Source organism: Rhizobium johnstonii 3841, from assembly GCF_000009265.1.
Lineage (GTDB): Bacteria > Pseudomonadota > Alphaproteobacteria > Rhizobiales > Rhizobiaceae > Rhizobium > Rhizobium acaciae.
In genome coordinates, this window is sequence record NC_008380.1 from 1,791,803 (window position 1) to 1,816,135 (window position 24,333).

Below are 24,333 nucleotides of genomic sequence, written 5' to 3' on the forward strand. Positions count from 1 at the left end.
ACTATGGATTCTTTCTTTTCGACCTATGTCTGGCCGGCGATCATCATGATCGGTCAGTCGCTGCTGCTTCTCGTCTGCCTGCTCGTCTTCATCGCCTATGTGCTGCTCGCCGACCGCAAGATCTGGGCGGCCGTGCAGCTGCGCCGCGGCCCGAACGTCGTCGGTCCCTTCGGCCTGTTCCAGTCCTTCGCCGACCTTCTGAAGTTCGTCTTCAAGGAGCCGATCATTCCAGCCGGCGCCAACAAGGCGGTGTTCCTGCTTGCCCCGCTGGTGACGGTGCTTCTGGCGCTGTCCACCTGGGCGGTTGTGCCGCTGGCCGACGGATGGGTGATCGCCAACATCAATGTCGGCATCCTCTATATTTTCGCGATCTCCTCGCTCGAGGTTTACGGCATCATCATGGGCGGCTGGGCTTCGAACTCGAAGTATCCGTTCCTCGGCGCGCTACGCTCGGCGGCGCAAATGGTGTCCTATGAAGTCTCGATCGGCTTCGTCATCGTCACCGTGCTTCTCTGCGTCGGCTCGCTGAACCTGACCGATATCGTCAATGCGCAGCATACCGGCCTCGGCACCATGCTCGGCCTGCCAGCGTCGTTCCTCGACTGGCACTGGCTGTCGCTCTTCCCGATGTTCATCATCTTCTTCATTTCGGCGCTCGCCGAGACGAACCGTCCGCCCTTCGACCTTCCGGAAGCCGAATCGGAACTCGTCGCCGGCTTCATGGTCGAATACGGCTCCTCGCCATACATGATGTTCATGCTCGGCGAATATGCGGCCGTCTGCCTGATGTGCGCGCTGACGACGATCCTCTTCCTCGGCGGCTGGCTGCCCCCGGTCGATATCTGGATCCTCAACTGGGTCCCAGGCATCATCTGGTTCACGCTGAAGGCCTGCTTCGTGTTCTTCATGTTCGCGATGGTCAAGGCCTTCGTTCCGCGCTACCGCTACGACCAGCTCATGCGTCTCGGCTGGAAGGTCTTCCTGCCGCTGTCGCTCGCCATGGTCGTCATCGTTGCATTCGTGCTGAAACTGATGGGTTGGGCATGATCATGCCCGCTCTCGTTTTCGGCAAAATTGGAGGTTGAAGATGGCAAGCTTGTCCGGCTCCATCAGCTCGCTGTTTCTCAAGGAATTCGTCGGCGCGTTCTTTCTGTCGATGCGCTATTTCTTCCGCCAGAAGGCGACGATCAATTATCCCTTCGAAAAGGGTCCGGTTTCCCCGCGTTTCCGCGGCGAGCATGCGTTGCGCCGTTATCCGAACGGCGAAGAACGCTGCATCGCCTGCAAGCTCTGCGAGGCGATCTGTCCTGCCCAGGCGATCACCATCGAGGCCGGTCCGCGCCGCAATGACGGCACCCGCCGTACGGTGCGCTACGACATCGACATGGTGAAGTGCATCTATTGCGGCTTCTGCCAGGAAGCCTGCCCGGTCGACGCGATCGTCGAAGGCCCGAATTTCGAATTTGCGACGGAAACCCGCGAAGAGCTCTATTTCGACAAGGCACGGCTTCTGGATAACGGAGACCGGTGGGAGCGCGAAATCGCCCGCAACATCGCGATCGACTCGCCGTACCGCTGATTGAGATTTTGAAATGCCGCGGTGGAGCGCAGTTGCTCCTGTCGCGGTCAATATGCACAGGAGCTTTGCCGGTTAGCGCCAGCGAAAGCGCCATCGGGCAGGGAAACTCCCGGCTGCCCGGGGGAAGATGAAAAAGGCACCAACATGGGTCTGCAGGCTCTATTTTTCTATCTTTTCGCCTTTGTCGCGGTGGCGTCGGCGTTCATGGTCATCTGGGCGAAGAACCCGGTTCACTCGGTTCTCTTCCTGATCCTGGTGTTCTTCAATGCGGCCGGCCTCTTCCTGCTGCTCGGTGCCGAATTCCTGGCGATGATCCTGCTTGTCGTCTATGTCGGCGCCGTCGCCGTCCTCTTCCTCTTTGTGGTGATGATGCTCGATATCGATTTCACCGAACTGAGGGCCGGCGTTCTCGAATATGCGCCGATCGGCGGGCTGATCGGGGTGATCCTCGCAGCCGAACTGATCGTCGTCATCGGAGGCAGCGTCATCTCGCCTGAGATCGCCAAGACTGTCGCCATGCCGATCCCGGCGCTGAGCGAGCGCACCAATACGGCCGCCCTCGGCGACGTGCTCTACACCAACTACGTCTATTTCTTCCAGATCGCCGGTCTGGTGCTCCTGGTCGCCATGATCGGCGCGATCGTGTTGACGTTGAGACACCGCACCAACATCAAGCGGCAGAATATTCCCAGGCAGGTTGCCCGCACGCCCGCCACCGCCGTCGAGGTGGTTTCGGTCAAGCCCGGGCAGGGCGTCTAAAGGCAGGTCAAGGAACAAAGAACATGGTCATCGGACTTTCCCACTACCTGACGGTCAGCGCCATCCTCTTCACGCTCGGCGTCTTCGGCATCTTCCTGAACCGGAAGAACGTCATCGTCATCCTGATGTCGATCGAACTGATCCTGCTTGCCGTCAACATCAACATGGTCGCCTTCTCCTCGTTCCTGAACGACATCGTCGGCCAGGTCTTCGCGCTGTTCATCCTGACGGTCGCGGCTGCCGAAGCGGCGATCGGTCTTGCAATTCTCGTTGTCTTCTACCGCAACCGCGGCTCGATCGCGGTCGAAGACGTCAATATGATGAAGGGCTGAGTGGCTCATGTTCCTCTATAAGGCTATCGTCTTTCTTCCCTTGATCGGTGCGATCGTCGCCGGCCTTTTCGGCCGCGCCATCGGCGCCAAGGCTTCGGAATATGTCACCAGCGGCCTGATGATCATCGCCGCCATCCTGTCCTGGGTCGTCTTCTTCACCGTCGGCATGGGCCATGCCGAAGTCGGTCCGATCAAGGTCGAGGTGCTGCGCTGGATCCAGTCCGGCGGCATTGACGTCTCCTGGTCGCTGCGTGTGGATACGCTGACATCAGTCATGCTGATTGTCGTCAACACGGTCTCGACGCTGGTGCATGTCTATTCGATCGGCTACATGCATGCCGATCCGCATCGCCCGCGCTTCTTCGCCTATCTCTCGCTCTTCACCTTCGCCATGCTGATGCTGGTGACCGCTGACAACCTTGCCCAGATGTTCTTCGGCTGGGAAGGCGTCGGTCTCGCCTCCTATCTGCTGATCGGCTTCTGGTTCAAGAAACCGTCGGCGACGGCCGCCGCGATGAAGGCCTTCATCGTCAACCGCGTCGGCGACTTCGGCTTCGTGCTCGGCATTGCCGGCGTCTTCGTGCTGTTCGGCTCGATCAACCTCGACACGATCTTCGCCAATGCCTCGAATTTCGCCCCGCATGAAGGCGGCGGCGAAGCGGGCGAGGTGATCCTCAATCTCTTCGGCATGCACCTCGACAAGGCGCATGCGCTGACCGGCATCTGCCTGCTGCTTTTCATGGGCGCGATGGGCAAGTCGGCGCAGTTCTTGCTGCACACCTGGCTGCCGGACGCCATGGAGGGCCCGACCCCGGTCTCGGCGCTCATCCATGCCGCCACCATGGTCACCGCCGGCGTCTTCCTCGTCGCCCGCATGTCGCCGCTCTTCGAACTGTCGCCGGATGCGCTGGTTGTCGTCACCGTGATCGGCGCCATCACCGCCTTCTTCGCGGCAACCGTCGGCCTGGTGCAGAACGATATCAAGCGCGTCATTGCCTATTCCACCTGCTCGCAGCTCGGCTACATGTTCGTGGCGCTCGGGGTAGGGGCCTATGGCGCGGCGATCTTCCATCTCTTCACGCACGCCTTCTTCAAGGCGCTGCTCTTCCTCTGCGCCGGCTCGGTCATCCATGCCGTCGATGGCGAGCAGGACATGCGCTACATGGGCGGCCTGCGGCCGCATATCAAGGTGACGTTCTGGATGATGATTATCGGCACGCTGGCGATCACCGGCGTCGGCATTCCCTTCACGCCGATCGGCTTCGCCGGCTTCTTCTCCAAGGACGTGATCATCGAAGCGACCTATGCATCGCATTCGCCGGTCTCCGGCTTAGCCTTCGCGCTGCTGGTCATCGCGGCTCTGTTCACCAGCTTCTATTCCTGGCGCCTGATCTTCATGACCTTCTTCGGCAAGCCGCGCGCCTCGCACGAGGTCATGCACCACGTGCATGAGTCGCCGCAGGTCATGCTTGTGCCGCTCTATCTGCTCGCGATCGGCGCAGTGCTTGCTGGCGTAATCTTCGAAGGCCGGTTCTACGGCGAGGAATATGCCGAGTTCTGGAAGGGTGCGCTCTTTACCGGCGCCGAGAACGAACTGGTCGAAGAGTTCCACCATGTTCCGGCGCTCGTGGCTTTGAGCCCGTTCATCGCCATGGTGCTCGGCTTCGTCACCGCCTGGTACATGTATATCCGCTCGCCTGAGACGCCGCGCATTCTCGCGCAGCAGCACCGCGTGCTCTACAAGTTCCTGTTGAACAAGTGGTATTTCGACGAGCTCTACGACTTCCTCTTCGTCCGCTCCGCCAAGGCGCTCGGCCGCTTCCTGTGGAAGAAGGGTGATGTCGGTGTCATCGACACCTACGGCCCGAACGGCGTCGCCGCCCGTGTCGTCGCCGTCACCGATCGCGTGGTCCGCCTGCAGACCGGTTACCTCTATCACTACGCCTTCGCCATGCTGATCGGCATTGCGGCGCTCGTTACCTGGATGATGCTCGGGAGTTCCTTCTGATGACCGATTGGCCTATTCTTTCAACGGTCACCTTCCTGCCGCTCGTCGGCGTGGTGCTCCTGCTGCTGATGAACGGCGAGAGCGAAACTGGCCGGAAGAACGTGCTGTGGATCTCGCTGATCACCACCGTCTTCACCTTCGTCGTCTCGCTCGTCATCTGGATCGGCTTCGACAATGCCAATCCGGGCTTCCAGATGGTCGAGAAGCATAATTGGCTCGGCACCGGCATCGGCTACCACGTCGGCGTCGACGGCATCTCGATGCTGTTCGTCATCCTGTCGACCTTCCTCATGCCCTTCTGTGTGCTGGCGAGCTGGCTCTCGATCGAGAAGCGCCTGAAGGAATACATGATCGCCTTCCTCATCCTCGAAACGATGATGATCGGCGTCTTCGTCTCGCTCGATATCGTGCTCTTCTACGTCTTCTTCGAGGCGGGCCTCATTCCGATGTTCCTAATCATCGGTGTCTGGGGCGGCAAGGACCGCGTCTATGCGAGCTACAAGTTCTTCCTCTATACGCTGCTCGGCTCGGTGCTGATGCTGCTCGCGATCATGGCGATGTACTGGCAGGCCGGCACGACCGATATCACCGCGCTGCTCGCCTACAAGTTCCCGCCGGCGCTGCAGACCTGGTTATGGCTTGCCTTCTTCGCCTCCTTTGCGGTGAAGATGCCGATGTGGCCGGTCCATACCTGGCTTCCCGATGCCCACGTTCAGGCGCCGACGGCTGGCTCTGTGATCCTGGCCGGCGTGCTTTTGAAGCTCGGCGGCTACGGTCTCATCCGCTTTTCGCTCGGCATGTTCCCGGTCGCCTCCGATTATTTCGCGCCGCTCGTCTTTGCCATGTCCGTCATCGCGATCATCTACACCTCTCTGGTGGCGATGATGCAGGACGACATCAAGAAGCTGATCGCCTATTCCTCCGTGGCCCACATGGGCTACGTGACCATGGGCATCTTTGCCGCCAACATGCAGGGCGTTCAGGGCTCGATCTTCCAGATGCTCTCGCACGGTATCGTCTCCGGCGCGCTCTTCCTCTGCGTCGGCGTCGTCTACGACCGCACCCACACCCGCGAGATCAACGCCTATGGCGGCCTCGTCAACAACATGCCGAAATATGCCGTGGCGATGATGGTCTTCACCATGGCCAATGTCGGGCTTCCCGGCACGTCCGGCTTCGTCGGCGAATTCCTGACGCTGATCGGTGTCTTCCGGGTCAATACCTGGGTAGCGCTCTTTGCCGCCACCGGCGTCATCCTCTCGGCTGCCTACGCGCTTTGGCTTTATCGCCGGGTGATCTTCGGTGCGCTGGAAAAGGAAAAGCTGAAGGCGCTGCTCGATCTTTCTCCACGCGAGCAGCTGATCCTCTACCCGCTGGTCGCGCTGACCATCTTCTTCGGCGTTTATCCGGCTCCGGTCTTCGATGCGACAGCTGCTTCGGTGGATCTGCTGGTCAACAACTACACGGCCGCCGTGCACGCAGCGCAGAATGTTGCGCTGTCTATGAAATGATGACGGGACTTATTGGACATGACCGCTGAAACAATTCTCCTCAGTCTGCATCTTTCCGCGCCGGAGCTCATCCTCGCGGTCGGCGCCCTTGTCCTGTTGATGGTCGGCGTCTTCTCCGGCGAGCGGTCGGGCCTTCTCGTCACCGGCCTCGCCATCGGCCTGCTGCTGGCCTCCGGCCTGTGGCTGCTCTTCGTGCCCGCAGAAGGCCTTGCCTATGGCGGGGTCTACATGGCGGACGGCTTCTCGCGCTTCATGAAGCTGGTGGCGCTGATCGGTTCGCTGGTTGCCATCTTCATGTCGATCGGCCACGCCCGCGAAAATCAGCTCGACAAGTTCGAGTTCCCGGTTCTCCTGGTGCTTGCGACCCTCGGCATCCTGCTGATGATCTCGGCCAACGACCTGATCTCGCTCTATCTGGCGCTGGAACTGCAGTCGCTGGCGCTCTACGTCGTCGCCGCGATCAACCGTGACAGCCTGAAGTCGACCGAAGCCGGCCTGAAATATTTCGTCCTCGGGGCGCTTTCCTCCGGTATGCTGCTCTATGGCATGTCGCTGGTCTACGGCTTCACCGGCCATACCCACTTCTCCGAAATCGCCCAGGCGCTGTCCGTCGAGGGCGCGCGTTCGCTCGGCCTGATCTTCGGCCTGGTCTTCATCCTCGCCGGCATCGCCTTCAAGATCTCGGCCGTTCCCTTCCATATGTGGACGCCGGATGTTTATGAAGGCGCGCCGACGCCGGTCACCGCCTTCCTGGCCGCAGCACCCAAGGTCGCCGCCATGGCGATGATGACCCGCATCGTCATCACCGCCTTCCAGCCGGTTTTGGCGGACTGGCAGCAGGTCGTCGTCTTCATCTCGATCGCCTCGATGCTGCTCGGCTCGTTTGCCGCGATCGGCCAGAAGAACATCAAGCGACTGATGGCCTATTCCTCGATCGGCCACATGGGTTATGCGCTGGTCGGTCTTGCCGCCGGCAACCAGACCGGCGTGACCGGTGTCATGCTTTACATGGTCATCTACATGGTCATGACGCTCGGCACCTTTGCGATCATCATGTCGATGCGCCGCAAGGACGGCACCGTCGTCGAGAATGTCGACGATCTGGCCGGCCTCTCCACAACCAACCCGTTCATGGCCGTGGTGTTGACGGCGCTGATGTTCTCGCTCGCCGGCATCCCGCCGCTCGCCGGCTTCTTCGCGAAGTACTTCGTGTTCGTTGCCGCCATCGAAGCCAAGCTCTATGCGCTCGCCATCATCGGCGTTCTCGCCTCGGTCGTCGGCGCTTACTACTACTTGCGTGTCATCAAGCTGATGTGGTTCGATGAGGCGACCGGCGAATTCGCCCGTGTCTCCGGAGCGCTGCGTCTGGTCTTCGGTCTCTCCGGTCTCTTCGTCACCGCCTATGTCCTCATCGGCGGCCCGATCGGCGGCGCTGCAGAGCTTGCCGCCGCGACGCTCTTTTGATGGCTTCCGACGGACGGCGCCGGATATCGCTCGGCGATTTCAGGCACGAGGCTCTGTCGGAAACATCGTCTACCAACAGCGAATGCCTCGCCCGGGCTCGGGCGGGCGGTGGCGGCAATCTCTGGGTGACCGCCGAGAGGCAGACGGGCGGCCGCGGCCGCCGCGGCAGGCTCTGGGTTTCCGAACGCGGCAATCTCTACGCTTCTCTTCTCCTGATCGATCCGGCGCCGATGGAGCGCCTTGGTTCTCTGCCGCTGGCGATCGCCGTTGCCGTGCACCAGGCGATCCGCAGGGTGCTGCCTCTGCGCGCCGAGCCGCTCGAGGTCAAATGGCCGAACGATATCCTCATCGGTCGAAAGAAGACCTGCGGCATTCTCGTCGAAGGCGAGGGGCTGCCGGACGGCCGTTATGCGCTGATCGTCGGCATCGGCATCAATATCTCGGTCATGCCCGACAATCCGCTCTACCCCGTCACCTGCCTGCGTCAGCAGGGAAGTGCGGCGTCGCCGGAAGAACTCTTCGCGCATCTCTTCGCCGCCACGGCGGAAGTGCTTGAAATATGGGACGAGGGCCGCGGCATCGGCGAGATCACCGCGCTCTGGCGCGCCATCGCCTGCGGCATCGGCGAAAAGATTACGGTCAATTTGCCGGACCGATCGATTTCCGGACAATTCGCCGGAATTGATGATAATGGCTTGTTGATGCTCGATACCGGCGCTGGCAGGATAATGCCCATTGCTGCCGGTGATGTGTTTTTTGGATAGCGGAAAAAACGAAAATTATGGCGAAACAGGACGAACTGGTATTCCTGCCTCTGGGCGGTGTCGGTGAGATTGGCATGAATCTCGCTCTCTACGGCTACGGCCCGCCCGAGCATCGCCAGTGGATCATGGTCGATTGTGGCGTCACTTTTCCCGGGCCCGATCTGCCGGGTGTCGACCTCGTATTGCCCGATATCCGCTTCCTCGCCAGCGAACGAAAGAACCTCAAGGCGATCATCATCACCCATGCGCATGAAGACCATTATGGTGCGCTCGCCGACCTCTGGCCCGGCCTCAACGTGCCGGTCTATGCCTCTGGTTTTACCGCCGGTCTGTTGGAAGCCAAGCGCAATTTCGAGAAGGCTAAGATCGGCGAAGTGCCGGTGACGCCCTTCAAGGCCGGCGATACGATCAATGTCGGCCCCTTCAGTATCGAAGGCGTCGCCGTCAACCATTCGATCCCCGAGCCAATGTCGCTGATGATCCGCACGCCGGTCGGCAATGTCATCCATACCGGCGACTGGAAGATCGACCACGAGCCTTCGCTGGGGCCCCTGACCGACGAGACACGTTTCCGCCAGCTCGGCGACGAGGGCGTGCTGGCGCTGATGTGCGATTCCACCAATGCGCTGCGTGACGGAGTTTCGCCCTCCGAGAAGGATGTGTCCGAAAGCCTCCGCAAGATCATCGAGAATGCCGAAGGCCGGGTGGCGATCACCACCTTCTCGTCGAATGTCGGGCGTATCCGCACCGTTGCCGAGGCTGCCGAGGCGGCAGGCCGCGAAGTGCTGCTGCTCGGCAGTTCGCTGAAGCGCGTCGTCGACGTTGCCCAGGATGTCGGCCTGATGGAAGGCGTGAAGCCCTTCATCTCCGAGGAGGAATACGGCTATATCCCGCGCGATAAGGTCGTCGTCATCCTGACCGGCAGCCAGGGCGAGGCGCGGGCAGCCCTTGCCAAGCTCTCCCGCGACGAGATGCGCAATGTGGCGTTTGCGGCAGGCGATATCGTCGTCTTTTCCTCGCGCGCCATTCCCGGCAACGAGAAGGCGATCCAGGACATCAAGAACGGCCTCGTCGAGCAGGGTGTGCACATCATCACGGATACCGAGGCATTGGTCCACGTTTCCGGCCATCCGCGCCGCAACGAGTTGCAGCGGATGTATGAGTGGACACGGCCGAAGATCGTCGTGCCGGTGCATGGTGAGGCAACGCATCTGACGGCGCACAAGGAACTTGCCGAGCAATCCGGCATCGCGCTGGTGCCGCGGGTGCGCAACGGCGATATCCTGCGGCTGGCGCCGGGTCCGGTCGAGGTGATCGGCGAGGCGCCGCATGGCCGGATCTATAAGGACGGCACGCTGATCGGCGATTTCGACGAAATGGGTATCGGCGAGCGCAAGAAGCTCTCCTATGTCGGCCATGTCGCGGTCAACGTCGTGCTCGACACCCGCTATGACATCGTCGGCGAACCCGACCTCATTTCGATCGGCCTGCCGACCTACGATGACGAGGGCGAGGATATGGAGGATACGCTCTTCGACGCGGCGGTCAGCGCCATCGAGAGCATTCCGCGCGCCCGCCGCAAGGATATCGACATGCTGCAGGAGGCCGTGCGCCGCGCCATCCGCTCGGCCGCGAACAACACCTGGGGCAAGAAACCTCTTGTCACCGCCTTCGTGACCAAGGTCTGACCATGCTCGGCCGGGTCAACCATATCGCCATCGCCGTGCCCGATCTGGCCGTGGCGACGGCGGCCTATCGCGATACGCTGGGTGCTGCCGTATCGCAGCCGCAGGCTCTGCCGGAACACGGCGTCACCGTCGTTTTCGTCGAATTGCCGAACACCAAGGTCGAATTGCTCCAGCCGCTCGGGGCTACCTCGCCGATCGCAGCCTTCCTCGAAAAGAACCCGTCCGGCGGCATGCACCATATCTGCTACGAGGTGGACGATATTCTTATCGCCCGTGACCGGCTGGTCGAGGCGGGAGCAAGGGTGCTCGGCGACGGCCAGCCGAAGACCGGTGCACATGGCAAGCCGGTGCTCTTTCTGCACCCCAAGGATTTCTTCGGCACGCTGATCGAACTCGAACAGGCCTAAGCCCTGCGGCGGCAGCAATAGCCCTGCTGCGGCAGAGTGACCCGAAGACCGCTAAACCCTTCGTCCGCTTTGAGTTGGTCGGCATTCCGCCGTATAAGGACGCTGTAACAATTTAAATTGCTGCATTCCTTAAATCGATTCCGATTTAAGGAATGCAGGAGCGCGACACCAACGGGAACCAGAATGCTCCAGATCTTTCTTCAGGGATTTGCCGTCTACTTCATCATCTGGTGGATGACGCTTTTCGCCGTCCTGCCGATCGGCCTGCGCACCCAGGCGGACGACAACGACGTCGTGCTCGGCACCGTTCCAAGCGCGCCCACCCGGTTTCGCGCCGCTTTCGTGTTTTCGCTGACGACGCTGATTTCGGCTCTGGTCTACGGCCTCTGGTACCTCTGCGACACCTATTTCGGCTGGGGCTTCGACGCCCTGCCGCAACTCGGCCCCAGCTTCTATTGAACGTGGCTTTTGCTCAAACTTTGAGCAGATGTAAGCCTATGGAAAGCGAACTTCGTCATAACAGCGTCATACTGTTGCGGCAAAGAACTCTCGTAACGGAATGACGGTCATCCCCTAACGGAAGTCGCCCGGATTTTTGGATAGGATGGACGCCGAAAAGCCAAAAAAAAACAAGGCTAAAAGCCCTGTTTTAAGTATCGCGTGATCTGTAACCGTTGCCGGGGCTGCGACGAGCGCGCCTAAGATCTGATCCTCCCAAGACTTGACCGCGAATTCGGCAAGAATTTAACTCCCTGCCTGTTTTGTGAGCTGAAACTAGCTCAAACATTGGGCTTTGTCATCAGCTTTTTTTGCATTTTTGCTACACTCTAGTAAAATTTTTCTGTTGACAAGATTTTCGTTCAAGCCCTTATAAACACGCGCTTTTTTATGCCCTTGCATTTTGCGGGTGCGAACATGCGCCTCCGGGAGGTTGCCGGCATCCGTTGCGGGTTTCCTTCCTGCCGCGAAGCGGCTATGAACGCTCCCGACATTAACAATGGTCTTTCGATTCCGCCTGCTGCGGGATCTCAACTGCTCCGGAATCCGCCATGCGTCTGTCCCGCTTTTTCATGCCCATCCTCAAGGAAAATCCCAAGGAGGCGGAAATCGTCTCCCACCGGCTGATGCTGCGCGCCGGCATGATCCGTCAGCAGTCGCAGGGCATTTATTCCTGGTTGCCGCTCGGCAAGCGCGTGCTCGATAAGGTAAACGCCATTATCCGCGACGAGCAGAACCGCGCCGGCGCCATCGAGCTGTCGATGCCGACCCTGCAATCGGCCGAGCTCTGGCAGGAAAGCGGCCGCTACGACGCCTACGGCAAGGAGATGCTGCGCATCAAGGACCGTCAGGATCGGCCGATGCTCTACGGCCCCACCAACGAAGAGATGGTGACGGATATTTTCCGCTCCTCCGTCAAGTCCTATAAGGACCTGCCGCTCAATCTCTATCATATCCAGCTGAAGTTCCGTGACGAGATCCGTCCGCGCTTCGGCACCATGCGCTCGCGTGAATTCATGATGAAGGATGCCTATTCTTTCGACCTGACGCGCGAAGCGGCGGAGCATTCCTATAACAAGATGTTCGCCGCCTATCTCAGAACCTTCGACCGGCTCGGCCTGCGCGCCATTCCGATGCGCGCCGATACCGGCCCGATCGGCGGCAAGCTCAGCCATGAATTCATTATCCTCGCCGATACCGGCGAATCCGAAGTCTTCTGTCACAAGGATTTCGTCGATTTCGATGTTCCTGGCGAACACACCGATTTCGATAGTGTCGAGGGGCTGCAGGCGATCTTCGACAAATGGACCTCGCTCTATGCGGCGACCTCGGAAATGCACGACGAGGCGGCTTTCAACGCCGTTCCCGAAGGCGACCGCCTGTCGGCGCGCGGCATCGAGGTCGGCCACATTTTCTATTTCGGCACGAAATATTCCGAGCCGATGGGCGCGAAAGTGCAGGGACCTGATGGCAAGGAACACTTCGTTCACATGGGGTCCTACGGTATCGGCCCGACACGCCTTGTTCCCGCCATCATCGAAGCATCGCATGATGATAACGGAATCATCTGGCCGGCATCGGTCGCACCCTTCGATATCGTTGTGATCAACATGAAGGCGGGCGATCAGGCCTGTGACGATACCTGCGAGCTGATCTATGCCGCGCTGAGCAAGGCCGGCAAGGATGTGCTCTATGACGATACCGACGACCGGGCCGGCACGAAATTCGCGACCGCCGACCTGATCGGTGTGCCCGTCCAGATCATCGCCGGCCCGCGCGCGGTCGCAAACGGCGAAGTGGAAGTGAAGGACCGCAAAACCGGCGCTCGCGAAACGATGACCATCGAAGCGGCGATCAATCGGTTCGTGGCTTAAGGAAACGGAGGCGAAATGGCAGAGGCAGCAGTGGACCGGAGTTCGAAATCCGGCTTGGGTCCGGCTGGCAAGCCATTTTCCACCTTTGAACGCCTCGTGGCGTGGCGCTATCTGCGCGCCCGCCGCAAGGAGGCCTTCATATCGGTCATCGCCGGCTTCTCCTTCGTCGGCATCATGCTCGGCGTCGCGACGCTGATCATCGTCATGGCCGTGATGAACGGCTTTCGCACCGAGCTCGTCTCGCGCATCCTCGGCATCAACGGCCACATGATCGTCCAGCCGGTCGACGGCCCCTTCACCGATTATCCTGCCCTCAGCAGCAAGCTCGCCGGCGTACCGGGCGTCAAGATGGCGTTACCGCTCGTGGAAGGCCAGGTTCTCGCCTCCGCCCAGGCCGGCGGCAGCACCGGCGCTCTGGTGCGCGGCGCTCGCGCCGAGGACCTGACCAAGCTCAAGACGGTCTCCGACAACATCAAATCAGGCGATATGGTGGGGTATGCATCCGGCGACGGCGTGCTGATCGGCACCCGCATGGCCGATCAGCTTGGTCTGCGTGTCGGCGATCTCATTACGCTGACATCACCGGATGGCGACATTACGCCGATGGGCGTCAGCCCTCGCATCAAATCCTACAAAATCTCCGGCCTCTTCGAGATCGGCATGTCGGAATATGACTCCTCGATCATCTTCATGCCGCTCGAGGAAGCGCAGCTCTATTTCAATGCCGAAGGGCTGGTGCAGTCGATCGAGCTCTTCGTCGATAACCCCGACGATATCGACGATCTGAGGCCCAAGGTGGAGGAAGCGGCCGGCCGCCAGATCGCCATCACCGACTGGCGTCAGCGCAACCAGACCTTCTTCTCGGCGCTGCAGGTCGAGCGCAACGTCATGTTCATGATCCTGACTCTGATCGTGCTTGTCGCGGCGCTGAACATCATCTCCGGCCTGATCATGCTGGTGAAGGACAAGGGCAGCGATATCGCCATCCTGCGCACCATGGGCGCCAGCGCCGGCGCAATTATGCGCATCTTCTTCATGACCGGGGCGGCGATCGGCATCGTCGGCACCATTGCCGGTGTGCTGCTCGGCGTTCTCGTCTGCGTCAACATCGAATCCGTCCGCCAGTTCTTCTCCTGGATTTCAGGCACCGTACTCTTCAATCCGCAGGTCTATTTCCTCAGCCAGCTGCCGGCCGAGATGGATCTGAGCGAAACGATCTCGATCGTCGTCATGGCGCTGACGCTCTCCTTCATCGCGACCATCTTCCCGGCCTGGCGTGCCTCCAGGCTCGATCCGGTGCAGGCCCTACGCTACGAATAAGGAATGCCGTCTTCATGAAACGCAACGTCGTTCTCCAGCTTACCGGCGTCGAGCGCCATTACGGGCAGGGCGGTACGCTGCTCTCGATACTGAAGGGCGCGGATTTTTCAATATCGAAGGGGGAGATTGTCGCTCTCGTCGCCCCTTCTGGCACCGGCAAGTCAACACTGCTGCATGTCGCCGGCCTGCTGGAGCATCCGGACGGCGGTGAGGTCAACATCAACGGCCATGCCTGCGACGGCCTCAGCGACGAGAAACGCACCGCCATCCGCCGCAGCCAAATCGGCTTCGTCTATCAGTTCCACCACTTGCTGCCGGAATTCTCGGCGCTCGAAAATATCATGATGCCGCAGTTGATCGCCGGGCTTTCCTGGAAGGAAGCCGGAGAGCGGGCCGGCCAGCTTCTCGATTATATGCGCATCGGCCATCGTGGCTCGCATCGCCCGGGCGAGCTTTCCGGCGGTGAGCAGCAGCGCGTTGCGATTGCTCGCGCCGTCGCCAATGCGCCGACCCTGCTTCTTGCCGACGAGCCGACCGGCAATCTCGACCCCGAAACGGCAAGCTACGTCTTCGACGCGCTGGAGGCGCTGGTGCGCCAGTCCGGCCTTGCTGCCCTCATCGCCACCCACAATCACGAGCTCGCCCGCCGCATGGATCGGCGCGTGACGATCTCCGACGGCAAGATCGTCGATTTCTGAGACCGCGATCCATGGCTGTCCGGTTTGCGCCGATGGCTGCCCCTCACCCTAACCTACCGGGGGCGAGCCACTCGTCTCGACCCGTCCTTCGGACCCCCGCGAGCGGGGAGGTGCAGCGGGCCGCGATCAGGGGATGACCAGCCCGCCGCGATAGTCGAGCATATAGGCTTTTTGGCCATCGACCATGATGCATTCGTGGCCGATGAACCGCTCGCAGCCGCCTTCGCTGAGGTCGATATAGCGGCCGAACGGATGGTCGAATTCCATTCCGCCAAGAAACCGGCCCTCTCGATACATCGCCGAAAGTGCTGTCTTGATCACCGTCCCGGCTGCTGCGCCGTCGATGAGATCAGGTGCAATCACGCAGCCGAAATAATTCATCGCCCAGACGGGCTCGTCGGCAAGCCACACCACTTCCTGTCCGGCGAAATCGGGCCCGCCGAAATAGCTGTCGAGATAGCGCCAGTCGCCGCGTTCGAAACCGATATCGTGGGCACCCGGCCGGCAGGGCGCGCGCGCCACGCCGCCGCCGACATAGGTCGCAGCCTTCGCCTCCACGACGAATTGGTTCAGCATCGCAATATCGACCATGTCATTCTCCTCTCGGCCTGATGCTGGCAAATATGCTGCGATGTGTAAAGAACGAAAAGGGAACATAGATTGGAAATAAACGGGCCACCGAGGAGGTTGGCCGTCTAGGCCCCATGACCGATCCGCGGCGGATCGGGAAAGGGCAAGCTGCTGCCGATCACATCGAGCGCCGGCCCTTTATCCGATTCGTCGCCTATTTCCTGGGATTTTCAAACACAAGAAAGAAGGAAAAGATTCCTGTTGACAACGGAACATACATGGAACAAATTGAAAACATAACGAGTAAAGGAGAGCCCGATGACTGACATGATCCGTGATATCGCAGCATTCACCTCCATCGCAATGTTCGTTGCCAGCTTCTCGCTCATCGTCATGGCGCTCTAAAGTTTTCAGGGGACCGCATGGCAATCATGCGGTCCGGACGCGGGACTTCTTCTGGACATCATCGCTCTCTATGCCGACAATGCGTCCGATTCATTCGGGTGATTGGGAAGGCATGTCATGGCGGATACGGCAAAGGGTTCAACGGGTGAGGCGACCGGCGGCACGCCGGGTTTCATCCACCTGAGGGTCCATTCCGCCTATTCGCTTCTCGAGGGCGCGCTGCCGCTGAAGAAGATCCTCTACAAGGCGACCGGCGACAGCCAGCCGGCGATAGCGATCACCGACACCAACAATCTGTTCGTCGCCCTCGAATTCTCCCAGAAGGCGATGGAAGACGGCCTGCAGCCGATCATCGGCTGCCAGGTCTCGATCGACATGGAAGACGGCTTGGAAACGGAAAAGCGCGGCGGCCAGCAGGCCCTGGTCAAGCTGCCGTCGATCGTTCTTCTCGCCGCGACGGATGCCGGTTACGAACGGCTGGTCGATCTCGTCAGCCGGGCCTATCTCGGCGGCGAAAGCAACCAGGCGGTTCATATCAGCGCCTCCTGGCTGGAGGAGGCGGGCACGGAAGGGCTGATCGCATTGAGCGGCGCCTTGACCGGGCCGGTCGACGTGGCGATCAAGGAAGGCCATCCCACCCAGGCGGAAGCCCGGCTGCTCACGCTGAAGCGTCTCTTCGGCGACAGGCTCTATGTCGAGCTGCAGCGCCACGGCACCTACGACAAGCGGCACGAGCAGAAGATTATCGGGCTCGCCTATGCCCACGACCTGCCGCTGGTTGCGACCAACGAGGCTTTCTTTCCGACCCGCGACGATTACGACGCCCATGATGCGCTAATGGCGGTCGCGCACAACGCCATCGTCTCCGACGACAGCCGATTTCGCCTGACGCCGGATCACTATCTGAAGAGCCGGGCCGAGATGGTCAAGCTCTTCGCCGACCTGCCGGAAGCGCTAGAAAACACGATCGAGATTGCCACGCGCTGCTCCTTCGTGCTGAAGACGCGAAAGCCGATCCTGCCACGCTTCACCGGCGCCACCGACGATGCCGAGGAGGCCGAACGCGCCGAGGCGAGCGAGCTGCGCCGCCAGGCGGTCGAAGGGCTGGACATGCGGCTTTCGACGCTCGGCATGTCGCCGGGTTACGAGGAGAAGGATTATCGCGAACGGCTGGATTTCGAGCTCAGCGTCATCGAGCGCATGCGTTTTCCCGGTTACTTCCTGATCGTCGCCGACTTCATCAAATGGGCCAAGCAGCATGACATTCCGGTCGGTCCCGGCCGTGGTTCGGGCGCTGGTTCGCTGGTCGCCTACGCATTGACGATCACCGACGTCGATCCCTTGCGTTTTTCGCTGCTCTTCGAGCGCTTCCTCAATCCGGAACGCGTCTCGATGCCGGACTTCGACATCGACTTCTGCCAGGACCGCCGTGAAGAGGTGATCCGCTACGTCCAGGCCAAATATGGCCGCGAGCAGGTGGCGCAGATCATCACCTTTGGTTCGTTGCAAGCGCGCGCCGCCCTTCGCGACGTCGGCCGCGTGCTGGAAATGCCCTACGGGCAGGTCGACAAGATCTGCAAACTCGTGCCGAACAATCCCGCCAATCCGACGCCGCTGTCCAAGGCGATCGAGGAGGAGCCGAAGCTGCAGGAGGAGGCGGCAAAGGAACCTGTTGTCGCGCGGCTGCTCGACATCGCCCAGAAGATCGAGGGGCTTTACCGCCATGCCTCGACCCATGCCGCCGGCATCGTCATCGGCGACCGGCCGCTTTCCAAACTGGTGCCGATGTATCGCGATCCGCGTTCGGACATGCCGGTCACCCAGTTCAACATGAAATGGGTGGAACAGGCGGGCCTCGTCAAGTTCGACTTCCTCGGCCTGAAGACGCTGACCGTGCTGAAGGTCGCGGTCGATTTCGTCGCCAAGCTCGGCATCAAGATCGATCTCGCAGCCATTCCTCTCGACGATAAGAAGACCTACGAGATGCTGTCGCGCGGTGAGACGGTCGGCGTGTTCCAGGTGGAAAGTGCCGGCATGCGCAAGGCGCTGATCGGCATGAAGCCGGACTGCATCGAGGACATCATCGCGCTGGTGGCGCTCTATCGTCCAGGCCCGATGGAGAATATCCCGACCTACAATGCCCGCAAGCACGGCGACGAAGAGCTGGAATCGATCCATCCGATGATCGACCACCTGCTCAAGGAAACCCAAGGCGTCATCGTCTATCAGGAACAGGTGATGCAGATCGCCCAGGTACTATCAGGCTATTCGCTGGGCGAAGCCGACCTTCTGCGTCGCGCCATGGGTAAGAAGATCAAGGCGGAGATGGACCAGCAGCGCGAACGCTTCGTCGTCGGCGCGGTCAAGAACGGCGTATCGAAACCGCAGGCCGACAATATCTTCGAACTGCTGGCGAAGTTCGCCAATTACGGCTTCAACAAGTCGCATGCCGCCGCCTATGCCATCGTCTCCTACCAGACGGCCTACATGAAGGCGCATTATCCGGTCGAATTCCTCGCCGCCTCGATGACGCTCGACATGTCCAACACGGAAAAGGTCAATGATTTCCGCCAGGATGCCAAGCGCCTCGGCATCGAGGTGATCGCACCCTCGGTGCAGACCTCCTTCCGCCATTTCGAGACCGGCGACAACCGCATCTATTACGCGCTCGCCGCCCTCAAGGGTGTCGGCGAATCCGCCGTCGACCATATCGTCGAGGTGCGCGGCGACAAGCCCTTTGCCAGCATCGAGGATTTCTGCCTGCGCATCGATCCGCGTCAGGTCAATCGTCGTGTGCTCGAAAGCCTGATCTATGCCGGCGCCTTCGATTGTTTTGACATGGACCGCGCCCAGCTGGCAGCTGGCCTCGACCGTGTTCTCGGTTATGCCCAGCGCGCCCAGGAGAACAAACTGAGCGGCCAGTCGGACATTTTCGGCAGCACGCTGACGTCGGGGCCTGAGAAGATCTCGCTGCCGCCGTTCTCGCCCTGGCTCCCCTCCGAGCGGCTGCTCAAGGAATTCCAGGTGCTCGGCTTCTATCTGACAGCTCACCCGCTCGATTCCTACAACAACATCCTGCAGAAGATGCGGGTGCAGACCTTTGCCGAATTTTCCGCCGCCATCAAACAGGGCGCGGCCAATGCGCGCCTTGCCGGCACCGTCATCTCGAAGCAGGAGCGCAAGACCCGCACCGGCAACAAGATGGGCATCATCGTCTTTTCCGATTCTTCGGGCCAGTTCGAAGCGGTGCTGTTTTCGGAAATGCTGAACCAGTATCGCGACGTGCTCGAATCGGGAAAATCCTTCGTGCTGACCGCGACGGGCGAGGAGCGGCCGGAGGGCATCGGCCTGCGCATCCAGACGATCCAGTCGCTGGAGGAAAAGTCGCTGCAGATGCAGAAGGCGCTGCGCGTCTATGTCCGCGATTCCGGACCGCTGAGGATGGTCGCCGGCCATCTGAACGCCAAGGGCGACGGCCTCGTCTCCTTCATCGTCATCAAGGAGGATGGCAAACGCGAGGTGGAAGTGGCGCTGTCGGAGAAATACCGCATCACGCCGGAGATCGCCGCCGCCCTTCGCGCCGCTCCCGGCGTCGTCGACGTCGAGCTTGTCTGATTAATGCATGTCGCCCGGAAGTGTGCAGCGGTTCCGGGATAACGACATGCATAAAACAAAGAGCGTGATGGCCATCACCCGCGGGTGATTGTGATGAAATCCGTGCCTTCTCCGGTCTCCCGGCCGAGGCCTGTATCGGAGATCGTCAGCGTCGAGCCGGGTGCGATGAGGGCGTCGATCTTGCGGCGGGTCTCATCGGGGATGGTAATCCGGCTGAGCGAACGGGCGATCGGCTTGCCTGTAATGATCGAGCTTTCCTGATTGGTGATGCCGAGCCGCTTCATCGTCTCGCGGGAGAGATTGTTCGTGAGCGTGATGCCGAGCCAGTCCGCCGTGCCGGCCTTTGCATCGACGGCATGCAACGTGAAGAAATGCGTGCCAAGCGCCAGTCCCGGATCGGCGATCGTCACCGGCGCTTCGAAGAGGGGCTTGAAGGCCTGCCGCACCATGATGACGCCGTTCGGCGGCTCGCCTCTGCCAGCCGCGGCATAGACTTCCCTGAGGAGTGTGTCGGAGACCAGGCTCCTGTCGGCGGCGAATTCCATCGGCCGCAATGTCTTGAAAGCCTTGATCGCCTGCACGGTCGACGGACCGAGCAAGCCGTCCGGATTGCCGGCGGAAAAGCCAAGCTGGTTGAGGAGGGTCTGGATGTCGATCACCGTCTCGCGCAGGGTCCGGCGCGTAACGAGCATGCTGATCGGCTCGGACGGAGGCTCGGGTTCGGGCGCTGCAATCGGCGGTGCTGCCGGCATCGGCATCGCAGCCGTGTCGTTCATCGCCACCTGCACAGGCTTCTCGGGGCTGTCGGGCATGGAGGGCCGCAGTTCGACGTCTGACAGCAACGGCATCGCCGGTGCGTCCGGATGGAAAAGCGTCGGATGCTCGATCGGCTGCGGCGCCAGTTCACCGTCGCTGATAATGACGGGTACACCGCGGTCGGTCATCCCATAGAGCATTTTTGCGAAGGCGCCGGGCATACGCACGCAGCCATGCGATGCCGGATAACGCGGCACCGAATTCGATTCATGGAGCGCGATGCCTGACCATGTCAGCCTTTGCATGAACGGCATCGGGGCGTTGGAATAGAGATTGGATTCGTGGTATTTCTGCTTTTCCAGCACCGAAAAGATGCCGCTCGGCGTCGTGTGGCCGTCCTTGCCGGTCGAGACCTTCGAGGTCGCGACGACCTCGGTGCCATCATAGACCGCAAGCGACTGCTTGTCCTTCGAGACGATGATCTGCAGCGTGCGCGCATCCGCGGCAAGAGCGGGGTGCACGAGTGCGGTGGCCGACAGCAAGCCGAGGCCGAAGACGAGACGCGAGAACATGATACCAACCATACGCAATACTTGCCCGGCACATTATGGGACGAAGTTTAATGAAGATTTTATAGGCTGGATCACCCGCAGGTTTCACGCCTTAGTGATCGCGCTTGCTGCCGAAGGTGTAGCCGGTCTCGACCGTCTTCTTGCCGAACTTGTCGCGCAGCTTGTCCATCGCCGCTTCGGCAGCCGCTCGCCGCCCTGATTGCTGGTCGATGAGATCGGGCGGATCGGCGCGGCCGGCATCGCCGAGATCGGTGACGCCGATGCCGAGCAAGCGGAATTTCGTGCCGTCCGTTTCCTTTTCGAGAAGTTCGAGCCCCGTGCGGAAGATCCTGTCGGCAAGTTGGGTCGGGTCTTCGAGCTTGCGGTTGCGGGTGCGCGATTTGAAATCGGCGGTCTTCATCTTCAGGACGACGGTATGGCCGGCAATGCCGTTTTTCTTCAGCCGCCAGGACACCTTTTCGGAAAGGTTGCGCAGGATCGGCACCAGGTCGTCGTAGCGCGATATGTCGTCGAAGAAGGTGGTCTCGGCCGATACGCTCTTGGCCGCATCGTTGAGATGCACCTCGCGGTCGTCGATGCCGCGCGACAGCCGTGCGAGCCGTTGGCCGATGCTGCCGTAGCGGCGCATCAGGTCGTTTTCTTCCATCTGCTGCAACTGGCTGATGGTGCGGATACCGTCCGCCTCCAGCGTCGCCGCAAAGGCCTTGCCGACGCCCCAGATCGTGGTGACGGGACGCGGCGCCAGGAACTCGACCGCTTCCTCGCGGCCGATGACCGAAAAGCCGCGTGGCTTCTGCAGATCGGAGGCGACCTTGGCGAGGAATTTGCAATAGGAAAGCCCGACCGAAACGGTGATGCCGATCTCCCTTTCGATGCGACGGGCGAATTTGGCCAGCGTGCGTGCCGGCGGATCGTGATGCAGCCTCTCCGTGCCGCCGAGCTCCAGGAAGGCCTCGTCGATCGATAGCGGCTGCACCAGCGGCGTCAGATCCTGCATCATTGCGCGCACCTGCCGCCCGACCCGGACATATTTCTCCATGTCGGGGCGGATGACGATCGCCTGAGGGCATGCCTCCAGCGCCTTGAACATCGGCATGGCCGAACGCACGCCGTGGATACGGGCGATATAGCAGGCGGTGGAAACGACGCCGCGTTTGCCGCCGCCGATAATGACAGGCTTGTCGGCAAGCTCGGGATTGTCGCGTTTCTCCACCGCTGCGTAAAAGGCGTCGCAATCGATATGCGCAAGCGTCAAGGCGTAGAGTTCGCGGTGGCGCACGACACGGGGGCTGCCGCAGGAAACGCAACGGCGCGCCTCGCCCTTCTGCTCGGCAAGGCAGTCGCGACAGAAGCCGAGTGTCTTGTCAGGCGCAGGCGTCATGATGAGAACAAAGATTGAACGGTCGGAGATTACGCCTTAAGCTTCCGAGTCTCAAGAGAGGGTGGAAGCTTTGCCTTTGGATAACGATCTTCGTTTCGAGCCGGTAACGCCAGAACGCTGGGATGACTTCGAAACCGTGTTCGGGCCGCAGGGTGGCTTCTATAACTGCTGGTGCGTCGCGTTGCGCCTGCCACATGCGGTGAGGACCAAGATGGCGGCCGACGAGCGCAAGGCGCATATGCGGGAGCGGATCAAGGCGGGTCCGCCGCCTGGCATCCTCTGTTATGCCGACGGCGCGCCGGTCGCCTGGGTGCAGGTCGGGCCGCGCCACGACGTGCCGCAGTTCAATTCGCCGCGCACCGTCTCGCGGCCGCTGGAGGAGGGCGATGTTCATGATCCATCCATCTGGGCCGTCAGTTGCTTCTTCCTGCTGCCCAAACTGCGCGGCAAGGGAATGGGCCACCGTCTGCTCGCCGGCGCGGTCGACCATGCGCGGCGCCAGGGAGCGCGGCTGCTCGAAGCCTGTCCGATCGATCATGTGAAGCAGTCGAAATCAGTGACGCTCTGCGTCGGCTCGACGGCAGTCTTCGAAGCCGCCGGTTTCGAGACGATAGCACGGCGCAAGGACGGCCGTCCGCTCATGCGGCTGGAACTGCGTGCGTGAAGGTGCCGGAAAGAAAATGCGCCTCGATCAGCTCGGCCACATGCGTCCAGTCGGTGGCGCGGGTGATCTCGTCGGCAACCGCCGGTGCGAAACGATGGACGGGCGAGTTCGGCATCAGGTGAATCAGCAGGCAATCGGCGACGTGATCCCTGACGGAATGCAGATTGCGCGCCATATCATCAATGAAGACGACGGGAAGGGAGCGGCTGGCATGCAATGCGTGAACGATCGGCCCCTTGGGTTGTTCGGTGGCAAGCAGCGGAAAGACGAGGCCCATCCTATCGAGCAGGCGACGGCGCTGGTTCTGGAACCGTGGCTGCATGGCTGTCAGGAAAAGCACATCGGCCTCTTCCGAAAGCCGGTCGAGTGTTTCGACGACGCGGTCGAGCGGCGTCTGCCACAGTTCTTGGGCCTCGAAGAACTCCTCGATCAGCCGGCTGACCTCCTGATCCTCGATCTCCACGCCGTCGGCTTGCGAGACGATGTTGCCGTGAAGCCGAAACGATCGCGGCAGAAACGCGTGGCCCTGGCTCTGAAGGAAAAGCTGGAAGGGACCGATGAACTGCAGCACGACGTCGTCGACGTCACAGACGATCAAGGGCCGTTCGCCGAGGCGGATATGCGAGATGTCGAATTCCCCGGAGGTCACGGTCAGTATTCTCCGGAATCGAGGCCCGGCGAAGAGAAATGCCGCCAGGCCGCCGTCACCGTCTCTGGGCTGATCCCGCTCGCCGCGCAGAAGGCCATCGCCGTAGGTTCGTGGTTCATCAGGAAATCCATCAAGCCGGCAAGGAATCCCGGATCGTTGACGGCGTTGCGCACCTGGCCGGGCGCCACCCCCGTCAGGGCGAGGAAGCGGCCGAACATGTCGGGATCGTCGGCAAGCCAGCCGAGCACGGCGATCGCCGTCTCGTGCGGGTCGGCGGCCTGTTGTTTCGAAGTCTTGAAGTTGCTTTGCATTTCGCTGGGTAAGTTACCTTTTCTTCAACCAAATACCGGTAGCGTGCGCTATCGGTTTCACGCAGCTTTTGTCCGCATGTGCCTTTCTCATGGGACGAACCGCTGCGCGAACGGACGTAGGGACAGCTTGTCATGCCCAAACAGGTGATGATTGTAGAAGATAACGAGCTCAACATGAAGCTCTTTCGCGACCTCATCGAGGCGTCCGGTTATACGACGATCCAGACCAGAAACGGTATGGAGGCGCTCGATCTGGCGCGCAAGCATCGCCCCGACCTCATCCTGATGGATATTCAGCTTCCCGAAGTCTCCGGCCTCGAAGTCACGAAATGGCTGAAGGAAGACGACGAGTTGCACGTGATTCCCGTCATCGCCGTTACGGCTTTCGCGATGAAGGGGGACGAGGAGCGGATCCGCCAGGGCGGCTGCGAGGCCTATGTTTCCAAGCCTATCTCGGTTCCGAAATTCATCGAGACGATCAAGACCTATCTGGGCGATGCTTGACGCA

23 protein-coding genes are annotated in these 24,333 nt (G+C 60.9%); 18 read left to right on the forward strand and 5 right to left on the reverse strand.

What is annotated here, in order from left to right; genetic code table 11:
- Positions 1 to 3: 3 nt before the first annotated feature.
- The 14 genes from nuoH to RL_RS08950 all read left to right on the forward strand — a co-directional run bounded on the left by nuoH (position 4) and on the right by RL_RS08950 (position 14,902).
- Positions 4 to 1,047 carry an NADH-quinone oxidoreductase subunit NuoH gene (gene nuoH, locus RL_RS08885; RefSeq protein ID WP_003547383.1) on the forward strand — a complete coding sequence of 348 codons (1,044 nt, stop codon included), beginning with the start codon at positions 4 to 6 and terminating at the stop codon, positions 1,045 to 1,047.
- A gap of 40 nt (positions 1,048 to 1,087) precedes the next feature.
- Positions 1,088 to 1,579: an NADH-quinone oxidoreductase subunit NuoI gene (nuoI, locus tag RL_RS08890; protein WP_003547385.1), complete on the forward strand. Its 492-nt coding sequence runs from the start codon at positions 1,088 to 1,090 to the stop codon at positions 1,577 to 1,579.
- A 144-nt stretch (positions 1,580 to 1,723) separates the two neighbouring features.
- Positions 1,724 to 2,338 (forward strand): NADH-quinone oxidoreductase subunit J, encoded by a 615-nt coding sequence (locus RL_RS08895; RefSeq protein WP_011651373.1) that lies wholly within the window; start codon positions 1,724 to 1,726, stop codon positions 2,336 to 2,338.
- 23 nt (positions 2,339 to 2,361) lie between these two features.
- Positions 2,362 to 2,670, forward strand: coding sequence for an NADH-quinone oxidoreductase subunit NuoK (nuoK, locus tag RL_RS08900; RefSeq protein ID WP_003547388.1), 309 nt, complete (start codon positions 2,362 to 2,364; stop codon positions 2,668 to 2,670).
- A gap of 7 nt (positions 2,671 to 2,677) precedes the next feature.
- On the forward strand, positions 2,678 to 4,678 hold the full coding sequence (gene nuoL, locus RL_RS08905; RefSeq protein ID WP_011651374.1) for an NADH-quinone oxidoreductase subunit L: 2,001 nt from the start codon (positions 2,678 to 2,680) through the stop codon (positions 4,676 to 4,678).
- Complete coding sequence (locus tag RL_RS08910; RefSeq protein ID WP_011651375.1) at positions 4,678 to 6,189, forward strand: NADH-quinone oxidoreductase subunit M; 1,512 nt, start codon at positions 4,678 to 4,680, stop codon at positions 6,187 to 6,189. Before nuoL ends, RL_RS08910 begins: the two co-directional genes overlap by 1 nt.
- An 18-nt stretch (positions 6,190 to 6,207) precedes the next feature.
- A complete protein-coding gene (gene nuoN / locus RL_RS08915) occupies positions 6,208 to 7,653 on the forward strand; it encodes an NADH-quinone oxidoreductase subunit NuoN (RefSeq protein WP_011651376.1) in 1,446 nt (481 codons plus the stop codon).
- A complete protein-coding gene (locus RL_RS08920) occupies positions 7,653 to 8,417 on the forward strand; it encodes a biotin--[acetyl-CoA-carboxylase] ligase (protein ID WP_011651377.1) in 765 nt (254 codons plus the stop codon). Before nuoN ends, RL_RS08920 begins: the two co-directional genes overlap by 1 nt.
- A gap of 17 nt (positions 8,418 to 8,434) precedes the next feature.
- Positions 8,435 to 10,105, forward strand: coding sequence for a ribonuclease J (locus tag RL_RS08925; protein ID WP_011651378.1), 1,671 nt, complete (start codon positions 8,435 to 8,437; stop codon positions 10,103 to 10,105).
- A 2-nt stretch (positions 10,106 to 10,107) separates the two neighbouring features.
- Positions 10,108 to 10,512 (forward strand): methylmalonyl-CoA epimerase, encoded by a 405-nt coding sequence (gene mce, locus RL_RS08930; protein WP_011651379.1) that lies wholly within the window; start codon positions 10,108 to 10,110, stop codon positions 10,510 to 10,512.
- 183 nt (positions 10,513 to 10,695) lie between these two features.
- On the forward strand, positions 10,696 to 10,971 hold the full coding sequence (locus tag RL_RS08935) for a DUF1467 family protein (RefSeq protein ID WP_028741386.1): 276 nt from the start codon (positions 10,696 to 10,698) through the stop codon (positions 10,969 to 10,971).
- A gap of 590 nt (positions 10,972 to 11,561) precedes the next feature.
- The gene (proS, locus tag RL_RS08940) at positions 11,562 to 12,884 is read left to right on the forward strand and encodes a proline--tRNA ligase (RefSeq protein ID WP_011651381.1); all 1,323 of its coding nucleotides are present in this window, start codon (positions 11,562 to 11,564) and stop codon (positions 12,882 to 12,884) included.
- Between the two features lie 15 nt (positions 12,885 to 12,899).
- On the forward strand, positions 12,900 to 14,204 hold the full coding sequence (locus RL_RS08945; protein WP_011651382.1) for a lipoprotein-releasing ABC transporter permease subunit: 1,305 nt from the start codon (positions 12,900 to 12,902) through the stop codon (positions 14,202 to 14,204).
- A gap of 14 nt (positions 14,205 to 14,218) precedes the next feature.
- On the forward strand, positions 14,219 to 14,902 hold the full coding sequence (locus RL_RS08950) for an ABC transporter ATP-binding protein (RefSeq protein WP_011651383.1): 684 nt from the start codon (positions 14,219 to 14,221) through the stop codon (positions 14,900 to 14,902).
- A 126-nt stretch (positions 14,903 to 15,028) separates the two neighbouring features.
- Here the strand turns inward: RL_RS08950 and RL_RS08955 are convergent, their stop codons facing one another.
- On the reverse strand, positions 15,029 to 15,493 hold the full coding sequence (locus tag RL_RS08955) for a DUF5680 domain-containing protein (RefSeq protein WP_011651384.1): 465 nt from the start codon (positions 15,491 to 15,493) through the stop codon (positions 15,029 to 15,031).
- Positions 15,494 to 15,606: 113 nt separating this feature from the next.
- Here RL_RS08955 and RL_RS08960 point away from each other — a divergent pair, with 113 nt between their 5' ends.
- Both RL_RS08960 and dnaE read left to right on the forward strand, forming a co-directional pair.
- Entirely contained in the window at positions 15,607 to 15,798 is a 192-nt protein-coding gene (locus RL_RS08960) for a hypothetical protein (RefSeq protein ID WP_032992556.1), read from the forward strand.
- Positions 15,799 to 15,994: 196 nt separating this feature from the next.
- Complete coding sequence (dnaE, locus tag RL_RS08965) at positions 15,995 to 19,492, forward strand: DNA polymerase III subunit alpha (RefSeq protein WP_011651385.1); 3,498 nt, start codon at positions 15,995 to 15,997, stop codon at positions 19,490 to 19,492.
- A 74-nt stretch (positions 19,493 to 19,566) separates the two neighbouring features.
- Here dnaE and RL_RS08970 read toward each other — a convergent pair whose 3' ends face one another.
- Together RL_RS08970 and RL_RS08975 are read right to left on the reverse strand one after the other, a co-directional pair.
- Positions 19,567 to 20,820, reverse strand: a complete 1,254-nt coding sequence (locus RL_RS08970) for a L,D-transpeptidase family protein (RefSeq protein WP_041936545.1) — start codon at positions 20,818 to 20,820, stop codon at positions 19,567 to 19,569.
- 91 nt (positions 20,821 to 20,911) lie between these two features.
- A complete protein-coding gene (locus tag RL_RS08975; RefSeq protein ID WP_041936252.1) occupies positions 20,912 to 22,201 on the reverse strand; it encodes a DNA polymerase IV in 1,290 nt (429 codons plus the stop codon).
- Between the two features lie 76 nt (positions 22,202 to 22,277).
- Here RL_RS08975 and RL_RS08980 point away from each other — a divergent pair, with 76 nt between their 5' ends.
- On the forward strand, positions 22,278 to 22,865 hold the full coding sequence (locus RL_RS08980; protein WP_041936253.1) for a GNAT family N-acetyltransferase: 588 nt from the start codon (positions 22,278 to 22,280) through the stop codon (positions 22,863 to 22,865).
- On the opposite strand, the gene RL_RS08985 is transcribed toward RL_RS08980, so the two are convergent.
- On the reverse strand, positions 22,840 to 23,514 hold the full coding sequence (locus tag RL_RS08985) for a hypothetical protein (protein WP_011651389.1): 675 nt from the start codon (positions 23,512 to 23,514) through the stop codon (positions 22,840 to 22,842). The genes RL_RS08980 and RL_RS08985 overlap by 26 nt on opposite strands.
- A 2-nt stretch (positions 23,515 to 23,516) precedes the next feature.
- A complete protein-coding gene (locus tag RL_RS08990) occupies positions 23,517 to 23,825 on the reverse strand; it encodes a DUF3572 domain-containing protein (RefSeq protein WP_003558471.1) in 309 nt (102 codons plus the stop codon).
- 132 nt (positions 23,826 to 23,957) lie between these two features.
- On the opposite strand from RL_RS08990, the gene RL_RS08995 reads away from it, so the two are divergent.
- A complete protein-coding gene (locus RL_RS08995) occupies positions 23,958 to 24,329 on the forward strand; it encodes a response regulator (RefSeq protein WP_003547430.1) in 372 nt (123 codons plus the stop codon).
- Positions 24,330 to 24,333 lie beyond the last annotated feature (4 nt).

Excerpts from the sequence above, each read along its gene's own strand:
- nuoH (WP_003547383.1), top strand. The coding sequence starts at position 4 with ATGGATTCTTTCTTTTCGACCTATGTCTGGCCGGCGATCATCATGATC.
- nuoI (WP_003547385.1), top strand. The coding sequence starts at position 1,088 with ATGGCAAGCTTGTCCGGCTCCATCAGCTCGCTGTTTCTCAAGGAATTC.
- RL_RS08895 (WP_011651373.1), top strand. The coding sequence starts at position 1,724 with ATGGGTCTGCAGGCTCTATTTTTCTATCTTTTCGCCTTTGTCGCGGTG.
- nuoK (WP_003547388.1), top strand. The coding sequence starts at position 2,362 with ATGGTCATCGGACTTTCCCACTACCTGACGGTCAGCGCCATCCTCTTC.
- nuoL (WP_011651374.1), top strand. The coding sequence starts at position 2,678 with ATGTTCCTCTATAAGGCTATCGTCTTTCTTCCCTTGATCGGTGCGATC.
- RL_RS08910 (WP_011651375.1), top strand. The coding sequence starts at position 4,678 with ATGACCGATTGGCCTATTCTTTCAACGGTCACCTTCCTGCCGCTCGTC.
- nuoN (WP_011651376.1), top strand. The coding sequence starts at position 6,208 with ATGACCGCTGAAACAATTCTCCTCAGTCTGCATCTTTCCGCGCCGGAG.
- RL_RS08920 (WP_011651377.1), top strand. The coding sequence starts at position 7,653 with ATGGCTTCCGACGGACGGCGCCGGATATCGCTCGGCGATTTCAGGCAC.
- RL_RS08925 (WP_011651378.1), top strand. The coding sequence starts at position 8,435 with ATGGCGAAACAGGACGAACTGGTATTCCTGCCTCTGGGCGGTGTCGGT.
- mce (WP_011651379.1), top strand. The coding sequence starts at position 10,108 with ATGCTCGGCCGGGTCAACCATATCGCCATCGCCGTGCCCGATCTGGCC.
- RL_RS08935 (WP_028741386.1), top strand. The coding sequence starts at position 10,696 with ATGCTCCAGATCTTTCTTCAGGGATTTGCCGTCTACTTCATCATCTGG.
- proS (WP_011651381.1), top strand. The coding sequence starts at position 11,562 with ATGCGTCTGTCCCGCTTTTTCATGCCCATCCTCAAGGAAAATCCCAAG.
- RL_RS08945 (WP_011651382.1), top strand. The coding sequence starts at position 12,900 with ATGGCAGAGGCAGCAGTGGACCGGAGTTCGAAATCCGGCTTGGGTCCG.
- RL_RS08950 (WP_011651383.1), top strand. The coding sequence starts at position 14,219 with ATGAAACGCAACGTCGTTCTCCAGCTTACCGGCGTCGAGCGCCATTAC.
- RL_RS08955 (WP_011651384.1), bottom strand. The coding sequence starts at position 15,493 with ATGGTCGATATTGCGATGCTGAACCAATTCGTCGTGGAGGCGAAGGCT.
- RL_RS08960 (WP_032992556.1), top strand. The coding sequence starts at position 15,607 with ATGACCGATCCGCGGCGGATCGGGAAAGGGCAAGCTGCTGCCGATCAC.
- dnaE (WP_011651385.1), top strand. The coding sequence starts at position 15,995 with ATGGCGGATACGGCAAAGGGTTCAACGGGTGAGGCGACCGGCGGCACG.
- RL_RS08970 (WP_041936545.1), bottom strand. The coding sequence starts at position 20,820 with ATGTTCTCGCGTCTCGTCTTCGGCCTCGGCTTGCTGTCGGCCACCGCA.
- RL_RS08975 (WP_041936252.1), bottom strand. The coding sequence starts at position 22,201 with ATGACGCCTGCGCCTGACAAGACACTCGGCTTCTGTCGCGACTGCCTT.
- RL_RS08990 (WP_003558471.1), bottom strand. The coding sequence starts at position 23,825 with ATGCAAAGCAACTTCAAGACTTCGAAACAACAGGCCGCCGACCCGCAC.
- RL_RS08995 (WP_003547430.1), top strand. The coding sequence starts at position 23,958 with ATGCCCAAACAGGTGATGATTGTAGAAGATAACGAGCTCAACATGAAG.